Origin of the sequence: Nocardiopsis halotolerans DSM 44410 (genome assembly GCF_000341065.1) — a bacterium.
In the GTDB taxonomy this organism is placed as follows: domain Bacteria; phylum Actinomycetota; class Actinomycetes; order Streptosporangiales; family Streptosporangiaceae; genus Nocardiopsis; species Nocardiopsis halotolerans.
The window spans coordinates 24909-33497 of record NZ_ANAX01000332.1 but is presented as its reverse complement, the minus strand read 5'-3'; the positions used below and the strand labels follow the sequence as shown (position 1 = coordinate 33497).

Here is an 8589-nt window from a genome sequence, read left to right as displayed (position 1 = left end):
AGGAACTCGTAGATCTCCCGCGGCTTGGGCAACGAGTCCCAGGTGAGCTCGGTGGCGTCGGCGAGTTCCTCTTCGATGATCTCGTTGCACAGATCGATGCACTCATCGCAGATGTACACGCCGGGGCCAGCGATGAGCTTCTTCACCTGCTTCTGGCTCTTGCCGCAGAACGAGCACTTCAACAGGTCCCCGCCGTCGCCGATGCGTGCCACCCAGCCACTCCTCAAAACTAAGGCCGCCCCGTCGGTGCCGCTCACGCGCGAGGGCCGCCCGGAAGTCGAAGATCTTCCGTAACCGCCCACAACGGTGATCACGGACGAGACGATCTGTGTGTCGCTCTCCGTCAGACTAAGCGAAAAACCGGACCGGCTTCACCACCGGGCTCGCCCAGGCGGGTCAGGGGCCGGTCCGGCCAACGCTTCACCCTGGCCGGAACCACCTGTCCCGGCCCGCTCGCGTGGGCCCGCCAGGCTCTCCGGCCGTGCCGCGACCCTACTTCATGGAAGCCTTGCGGTAGGGCAGCACGAAGTCGATGAGGCCGTAGTCCTTGGCCTCCTCCGCGGTGAGGATCTTGTCCCGCTCGATGTCCTTGGAGATCTGCTCCACCGAGTGCCCGGTGTGGCGGGCCAGGGTGGTCTCCAGCTGCGTACGGATACGGGTGATCTCGTTCGCCTGGATCTCGATGTCGCTGGCCTGCCCGTGCATGCCCTCGGTCGCGGGCTGGTGGATCAGGATACGGGCGTTGGGCAGCGCGCCGCGCTTGCCCTCCGTACCACCCGCGAGCAGGATCGCGGCGGCCGAGGCGGCCTGTCCGATGCACACCGTCTGGATGTCGGGGCGGACGAACTGCATCGTGTCGTAGATCGCCATGAGGGAGGTGAACGATCCCCCCGGCGAGTTGATGTACATCTGGATGTCCCGCTCGGAGTCCAGCTGCTCAAGGGTGATGAGCTGGGCCATCAGGTCGTTGGCCGAGACGTCGTCGATCTGCACGCCGACGAAGATGATCCGCTCCTCGAAGAGCTTGTTGTACGGATTCATCTCCTTGACGCCGTAGGACGTCCGCTCCACGTAGGACGGCAGGACGTAGCGGCTCTGGGGGGCCATCGAGGCCGCGCCGCCGATCATGGGGTTGAACTCGGTCATTTCACGCCTTCCACGCACTACGCCGTTCCAGGGATGGGGTTCTGGCGGGTCAACTCTGGATTCGGTCACCACTGGTCACGTCGAGGGTCCCCTCCAGGACCTCGTCGATGAAGCCGTACTCCTTCGACTCCTGAGCGGTGAACCAGCGGTCGCGGTCGGCGTCCTTCTCGATCTGCTCGACCGACTGCCCGGTGTGCTGGGAGATCTTCTCGATGAACATCTTCTTCACGTAGAGCAGCTGGTCGGCCAGGATGCGGATGTCGGAGGCGGTACCCCCGATGCCGCCGGACGGCTGGTGCATCATGACGCGGGTGTGCGGAAGCGCGTAGCGCTTGCCGGGAGCACCGGCGCACAGGAGCATCTGTCCCATGGACGCGGCCATACCGATACCCACGGTGCGCACGTCGTTGGGGATGTACTGCATCACGTCGTAGATCGCCATGCCCGCGGTCACGGACCCACCGGGCGAGTTGATGTACATGGTGATGTCCCGCTGGCGGTCCTCGGCGGACAGCAGCAGGAGCTCACCGACGAGACGGTTGGCGATCTCGTCGTCCACCTGCTGGCCGAGGAACACGATTCGCTGGCGCAACAGGCGCTGAGGCGTCTGCTCAAGCAAAGGGGAAAACTGCGGGTCCGACGTACGGGCGTCGAATCGCGGGGACTCTTCAAAGGTCGGCGGCACTCTCGTCACCTGCTCCGGAATCGAAACGGTTGCGATACAGCGACACTAACGCCGTGAGACACCGGGCTCGTCCGGTTCCCGTCCCTGTTCGCTTTGAGCGCAGGGTGGCGCAATCCCCGTACAGCACGTTCTTCCACCAGCGAACACGACGAACGGCCCCGTGCGACCCACAGGGGTCGGACGGGGCCGTTCACGCGCGGGGCGTCGGACCTACTGGGCGTCCTCGGCCTTGGCGTCCTCGCTCTTGGCGGCGTCGGCCTCGGCGCCGTCCTCGATGACCTCCAGGCCCTCGTCGGCGGCGGCAGCGGCCTCGGCGGCGGCCTTGGCGGCTTTCTCCTCGGCGCTCTCCTGCTCGACGACGTTGCCCTCCTCGTCGGTGACCTTGGCAGCGGCCAGGACCAGGTCCATGGCCTTGCCGCGGACGACCTCGGTGAAGGCGACGCGGATCTGGTTGGACTCGACCAGGTGCTGGGCCAGCTGGTCCGGGCTCACGCCCATGCGCTGGGCCTGCTCGAAGACGTACTGGCTGAGCTCACCCTGGTCGGCGCTCAGGTCCTCCTGGATGGCCAGCTGGTCGAGGATGAACCCGGCCTTGACCGCGGAGTTGGCGCCGGTGGTCAGCTCCTCGTCGAACTCCTCCTCGGTCTTCTCCTGAGACTCGAGGTAGGCCTCCTTGGTGAGGCCGCTCTGCGCGAGCTGCTGCTCCAGGCTCTGACGACGACGGGTGATCTCCTCGTCGACGACCGCGTCGGGCAGCGGGATGTCGACGGAGTCGATCAGCTTCTCCAGGGCCTTGTCACGGGCGGCGGAGAGCTGCTGGAGGCGGCGGACCTCCTCCATGCGCTTGCGGACGTCGTCGCGGAGCTCCTCGATGGTGTCGAACTCCGAGGCCAGCTGGGCGAACTCGTCGTCCAGCTCGGGCAGCTCCTTGACCTTCACGCTGTGCACGGTGACGGTGACGTCCGCCTCCCTGCCCTCGTGCTCACCACCGACGAGGGTGGTGCTGAAGGTGGCCTCGCCACCGGCCTCCATGCCGCGCAGGGTCTCGTCGAGGCCCTCCAGCATGGCGTTGGTGCCGACCTCGTAGGAGTAGCCGCTGACAGCGACGTCCTCGAGGGTCTCACCGTCGACGGCGGCGGACAGGTCGATGGACAGGTGGTCGCCGTCCTCGATCGGACGGTCGACCCCCACGAGGGTGGAGAAGCGCTCGCGCAGGGTGCCGATCTGCTCGTCGACCTGCTCGTCGGTGACCTCGGCGCTGTCGACGGTGACCTCGATGCCCTTGTAGTTCTCGACCTCGAACTTCGGGCGGATGTCGACCTCGGCGGTGAAGGCGAGCTCGTCGTTGTCCTCCAGCTTGGTGACCTCCACGTCGGGCTGGCCGAGCGCGAAGAGTTCCTCCTTCTGGATGGCCTCGTTGTAGAGCTCCGGAACGGCGTGGTTGACCGCTTCGCTGATCACCGCGCCGCGGCCGACGTAACGGTCGATCAACCGCGCCGGCGCCTTGCCCGGGCGGAAGCCCTTGATCCGGACCTGCTTGGCGAGCGACTTGTAGGTCACGTCGAAAGCGTGATCGAGCTCCTCGAAGGGCACCTCGATGGTCAGCTTGACCCGGGTGGGGCTCAGCTCCTCGACATCGGTCTTCACGGGGCGGTACTCCTAGGTTTGCCGGCTGGTGTCCGCGTCGGCCCGCAGGCGCACCACACACAACGGCGAAATGCACGCGCGCACCCCGGGGCCTTGACGACCGCATCCAGCTGGGGTGCCCTGCGACGGGCTGGGACTTACAGTTTCCTGCTGATCGCACCAAGTCTAGGGCAGATACACAGGGGGCCACGGCGTGCGGCCGGAGCCGCTGCCACGGTGGTTTCGTCGGGGTGGCGGGATTCGAACCCGCGGCCTCATGCTCCCAAAGCATGCGCGCTAACCAAGCTGCGCCACACCCCGTGACCGAACCTAGGATCGCACTTCCGGGATGCGTGTGCGACCACAGCTTCGGAGACTGTAGTCTTGTCTCCGTCGGCTCCACGAGTCTAGAGGACGCTCGAAGTCTCCGGTGCCACGCGGGCGTAGTTCAATGGTAGAACCCCAGCCTTCCAAGCTGGTCATGCGAGTTCGATTCTCGTCGCCCGCTCCGCTCGGGGCGAGCTGTGCGTTCACACGCCAGCCCGCTCCGCCGCTCCCTCCGGGAGACGACCCCCGCACCCCCGAGGACCACTCGGGACGAGCCGTGCTCAGCGCCAGCCCGCCCCGCCGCTCCCTCCGGGGGACGACCCCCGCACCCCCGAGGACCACTCGGGACGAGCCGTGCTCAGCGCCAGCCCGCTCCCCTGTTGCCCCGGGGGACGACCCCCGACGACCGCTCCTCAGGCTCCTGGATGACGTCTCCCGAAGGTTCTCCGGTGCCGGGTACGACCTCCTCCGCCACGGTCAACCGGAAGTGGTGATCGCTGGCCGCTCCGGCCACGCTCACCACGAAGGAATCCTCCGAGACCCGGAACGCCGTCCGCCCCTTCTCGGTCCACGGGTGTTCCGGTGTGTGGTCCCGCGTCAGCCGGACCGCCTCCGCACGGGCCTCGTCCCGGCTGTTGAAAAGGTGGGTGCTCCGGTACAGGCCCCAGTGCATACCGTCACCCCATCCGACCCCCTCCTCGATGAGGACCACCCAAGCCATGAGCCCTACCGCCTCTCGTGCTCAGTCCGGATTCTGGTGATGTGACCGTACGGGGAGCCGAGGGGTTCCGGTTCCGACGGGTGGACCACGGAACACTTCTTTCGTGAGCTCTCTCACATTCGCGGGCCGTGGTCTCCCCAACAGAGGCGAACCGCGTTCGGTTCGGTGGCTCCGAGGAGGAATACCGTCCGCGAACGGGTACGTTGACCTTTCGGGTGAGCCCGTCGGCGCGATCGGATCCGGGCGTCCCAGACTTGCTGAAGGGGTGGCTGGATGACGGACACGGACGCGACACACGACCCGGGCACCACTCTGAGCGCACGTTGGTTCGAGCGGCCCGCATCCCTGGTGCGGCCCGCGGTGGTCACCGGGGCCTTCGACGTCCTGCACGTCGGTCACATCCGCTTCCTCCAGGCCATCGCCGACCGCGGGCTCCCCCTCGTGGTGGGCATCGAGTCCGACGCGCGCGTGCGCGCCTGGAAGGGCCCCGGACGCCCCGTGAACCCCGCGGACGAGCGCGCCGAGACCGTCGCCGCCCTGGCCTGCGTCACCGGCTCGTTCGTGGTCGAGGGCCCGCCCGAAATCGCCGACTGGGCCGCCTACGCCGAGGTCCTGCGCCCCCTGGCCCCCGCCGCGCTGGCCTACACCGCCGGAGACCGCTACACCCAGGCCAAGATCCGCGGCGCCGACGCACTCGGCGCCCAGGCCTGGGAGCTTCCCTTCACCCCGGGGCGCTCCACCACGGCGGCCCTGGGACGCCTCGCCCACTCCCTCTAGCGCCGAGAGCCAGCACACCCCTCCCCCGGGCCCCGGGAAGCGGTACGCGTACACCGGTGTTGACTCATGCGTGGCGAACAGGCGAGCAGAACGAGGCTGTCCATGGCAATGATGTCCGGCAGGCCCTCCTACAGGGCCCTGGTCAACGACGGGAGCGCGAAGGGGCAGGCGCTGCCCCCCGGCATCACACGCCGGATCATCTCCTACGCCCGGCCGCACTGGCGGGCGATCCTGTACTTCCTGCTGGTGACCGCGGTCGGCGCCGCGATCGTGGTGGCCAACCCCCTGTTGCTCAAGGCCATCATCGACCGGGGCATCCTGACCGGCGACACCTCGCTGGTGGTGTGGCTGGCGGTCGCCGCCGCCGGACTGGCGCTGCTGGAGGGCGGACTGACCCTGACCGGCCGGTGGCTGTCCTCCCGGATCGGTGAGGGGGTCATCTACCAGCTGCGCACGCAGGTGTTCACCCACGTGCAGCGGATGCCGGTGGCGTTCTTCACCCGCACGCAGACGGGATCGCTGATCAGCCGGCTGAACACGGACGTGGTGGGCGCCCAGCGCGCGATCACCTCGGTCCTCCAGTCGGTGGTGTCCAACCTGATCAGCGCGACCGCCGTGATCGTGACGATGCTCGCCCTGTCGTGGCAGGTGACGCTGCTCGCGCTGGCCCTGGTCCCGCTGTTCGTCATCCCGGCCAAGCTGATCGGGCGGCGGCTGGCACACATCTCCCGCGACGCGATGGACACCAACGCGGACATGAGCTCCCTGATGACCGAGCGGTTCAACGTCGGCGGAGCGATGCTGGTCAAGCTGTACGGGCGCCCCGACGAGGAGTCGCGGGGCTTCGCCCGGCGCGCGGGACGGGTCCGCGACCTGGGCGTCCGCCAGGCGGTGTTCGGTTCGCTGCTGTTCAGCATGCTGGGCCTGATCACGGCGCTGGCCATGGCGATGGTCTACGGGGTCGGCGGCGTCCTGGCGATCAACGGGGCCTTCGAGGTGGGCACGCTGGTGGCGTTGACCACCCTGCTCGGCCGCCTGTACGGACCGGTGACGACACTGTCCAACGTGCACGTGGAGATCATGACCGCGCTGGTCTCCTTCGACCGCGTCTTCGAGGTGCTGGACCTGGAGCCGGGCATCAAGGAGAGCCCGGACGCGAAGGACCTGCCCGGGGGCCCGGCGGCCGTGGAGTTCGACCACGTGTCGTTCCGGTACCCGGCCGCGAAGGAGTCGTCGGTGGCCTCGCTGGAACTGACGCCGCAGGCGGCGGTGGACGAGGACACCCAGGTGCTGAGCGGGGTGTCGTTCCGGGCGGAACCGGGGACGATGGTGGCGCTGGTCGGCCCCTCGGGCGCGGGCAAGACGACGCTGACGCACCTGGTGTCGCGGCTGTACGACCCGACCGAGGGTCGGGTGCGTCTGGGCGGGCTGGACCTGCGCGAGGTGACCGGGGACTCCCTGCGCGAGACGGTGGGTGTGGTCACCCAGGACGCGCAGCTGTTCCACGACACGGTGGGGGCGAACCTGCGGTACGCGCGTCCGGAGGCGACCGACGCCGAACTGGAGGAGGTGCTGCGGATGGCGCGGCTGGGTCCCCTCCTGGAGCAGCTGCCCAACGGCCTGGACACGATGGTGGGCGACCGGGGGTACCGGCTCTCCGGCGGTGAGAAGCAGCGGCTGGCGATCGCGCGGCTGCTGCTGAAGGCGCCGTCGGTGGTGGTGCTGGACGAGGCGACGGCGCACCTGGACTCCGGGGTCGAGGCGGCCGTGCAGGAGGCGCTGGCCGTGGCACTGGAGGGGCGGACCTCTCTGGTGATCGCGCACCGGCTGGCGACGGTGCGGGAGGCGGACCAGATCCTGGTGCTGGAGGACGGCCGGATCCTGGAGCGGGGCACGCACGACGAACTGCTGGAGCAGGGCGGGCTGTACACGGCGCTGTACCGGACCCAGTTCGCGCCGCAGAACAGCTGACCGGTTCCGGCCACCGGGCCCGGGCGCCAGCGCTCGGGGCCCGGAGCCGCTCCGACCCGGGGGCGGTGGGCCCGGGTGGCGGACCTGCGGACCTCCGGGTTACTTCTTCCCGGCCTTCTTGTCCTTGCCCTTCCCACCCTTCTTGCCCTTCTTGTCCTTCTTCTTGCCGTCCTTCTTCTTCGCCTTCTCGGGCTTCCCCTCCGACGTACCGGGCCCGTCCGGGCGGCCGCGGCCCCCTCCCGGGTCCGCCCCCTCCGCCGCCTTCCGCTCGGCCTTCTCCGCCTTCTCCCTGGCCTTCCTACGTTCCTTCTTGGCCGACTTGGAGTGCTTGGGCTTCTTGTTCTTCTTCGGCTTCTCGGCGTCCTTGGACGTCACGTGGCCGGCCAGGACCGCGGGCAGCGGCGCGATGCCGGGCCCGCCCCCGAAGATCCAGTCGTCGACGGCCTCGATCAGCCTGTCCTCGGTGATCTCCCCCAGCCACACCGGGCGGCCACCGGCGGCCCGCCCCTCCTGGGAGGGCTGGACGACCACCACGTTGGCCTGGAAGCAGATGCCCAGGCACTTGCTGGTGCGGACGGGGACGGTGCGGCCGGAGTGGTCGTCGATGGCACTGAGGCGGGCGAGCTGGGCCTTGTGGTCCACTCCCGGGACCTTCTTCTTCGTGCCACAGCAACAGCCCCGGCAGACCGTGAGCTGGCAGGGGCGTCCTTCGGCCACGTTCACATCCCCCGCGTTCTCCCCGGAACCACCAGAACCGTTAGGTTCGCCTTACCTCACCAGGGTAATCCGTGTCCCAAACGCCCTGACCAGCGGGTACGCCCCCCGGCTTCGCCTGTGGTCGTGAACGTCCGTCACATGCCGGCTCGGCGGCCCGACGGAGCCCGTGGGTCGCCCCCGGGTGCGGGGCCGGGGACGGGTTCCGGAAAGGGCGGGGACACGACGAGGGGGCGGGCGGGGTGCCCCGTCGGCACCCCGCCCGCCCCCTGAGAACACGCGCCGCGCTACTCCCCGTTCCGCCGGTTCTCCCGGGCACGCTTGCGCAGGTACTCCGTCGCGGCTCCGGATCCCCGGTCGATCTTGTCGTCGTGGGCGCCCCCCGTCGCCTTCTTGGCGGCTCGGGCGGCCTTGCCGACCAGCCCCTCGGCCTTCTCGGCGTTGTCGTCGACGGTCTTCTTCAGCCGTTTGAACGCATCTCCGGCACCGGGCATGGCATCCTCCCTCGATCCGTCCTGCACCTGTCGCGATACCCGGTCACCGTCCGTTCATGCCGGTCGGATACCAGGTGAAGGCGTGTGGAAGCCGGTCATAGGCCCCGGAACACGGTGGCGGCGGAGAG

General features: G+C 68.8%; 9 protein-coding genes and 2 tRNA genes. 3 read left to right on the top strand and 8 right to left on the bottom strand.

The features are described from left to right. The 5 genes from D455_RS31605 to D455_RS0124580 form a co-directional block, all read right to left on the bottom strand. Window positions 1-212: ClpX C4-type zinc finger protein (locus tag D455_RS31605; RefSeq protein ID WP_040685108.1), on the bottom strand; the 212-nt coding region annotated here is incomplete at its 3' end. A gap of 280 nt (window positions 213-492) precedes the next feature. Further along, entirely contained in the window at window positions 493-1146 is a 654-nt protein-coding gene (locus D455_RS0124595; RefSeq protein ID WP_017573333.1) for an ATP-dependent Clp protease proteolytic subunit, read from the bottom strand. Window positions 1147-1195: 49 nt separating this feature from the next. Beyond that, entirely contained in the window at window positions 1196-1765 is a 570-nt protein-coding gene (locus D455_RS0124590) for a ClpP family protease (protein WP_083922425.1), read from the bottom strand. Window positions 1766-2041: 276 nt separating this feature from the next. After that, window positions 2042-3478 (bottom strand): trigger factor, encoded by a 1437-nt coding sequence (gene tig, locus D455_RS0124585; protein ID WP_017573331.1) that lies wholly within the window; start codon window positions 3476-3478, stop codon window positions 2042-2044. Between the two features lie 225 nt (window positions 3479-3703). Beyond that, window positions 3704-3778 (bottom strand) — tRNA-Pro (locus D455_RS0124580). A gap of 116 nt (window positions 3779-3894) precedes the next feature. On the opposite strand from D455_RS0124580, the gene D455_RS0124575 reads away from it, so the two are divergent. Beyond that, window positions 3895-3965: transfer RNA gene (locus tag D455_RS0124575), tRNA-Gly, on the top strand. A 177-nt stretch (window positions 3966-4142) separates the two neighbouring features. Here D455_RS0124575 and D455_RS31600 read toward each other — a convergent pair. Beyond that, entirely contained in the window at window positions 4143-4505 is a 363-nt protein-coding gene (locus D455_RS31600) for a hypothetical protein (RefSeq protein ID WP_017573330.1), read from the bottom strand. A 273-nt stretch (window positions 4506-4778) separates the two neighbouring features. Here D455_RS31600 and D455_RS0124565 point away from each other — a divergent pair, with 273 nt between their 5' ends. Then, window positions 4779-5282, top strand: a complete 504-nt coding sequence (locus D455_RS0124565; protein ID WP_017573329.1) for an adenylyltransferase/cytidyltransferase family protein — start codon at window positions 4779-4781, stop codon at window positions 5280-5282. 108 nt (window positions 5283-5390) lie between these two features. Then, window positions 5391-7253: an ABC transporter ATP-binding protein gene (locus D455_RS0124560; RefSeq protein ID WP_017573328.1), complete on the top strand. Its 1863-nt coding sequence runs from the start codon at window positions 5391-5393 to the stop codon at window positions 7251-7253. A 99-nt stretch (window positions 7254-7352) separates the two neighbouring features. Here D455_RS0124560 and D455_RS0124555 read toward each other — a convergent pair whose 3' ends face one another. After that, window positions 7353-7895 (bottom strand): hypothetical protein, encoded by a 543-nt coding sequence (locus D455_RS0124555; RefSeq protein WP_017573327.1) that lies wholly within the window; start codon window positions 7893-7895, stop codon window positions 7353-7355. A gap of 359 nt (window positions 7896-8254) precedes the next feature. Continuing rightward, a complete protein-coding gene (locus tag D455_RS0124550) occupies window positions 8255-8461 on the bottom strand; it encodes an Rv0909 family putative TA system antitoxin (RefSeq protein WP_017573326.1) in 207 nt (68 codons plus the stop codon). Window positions 8462-8589: the final 128 nt, after the last annotated feature.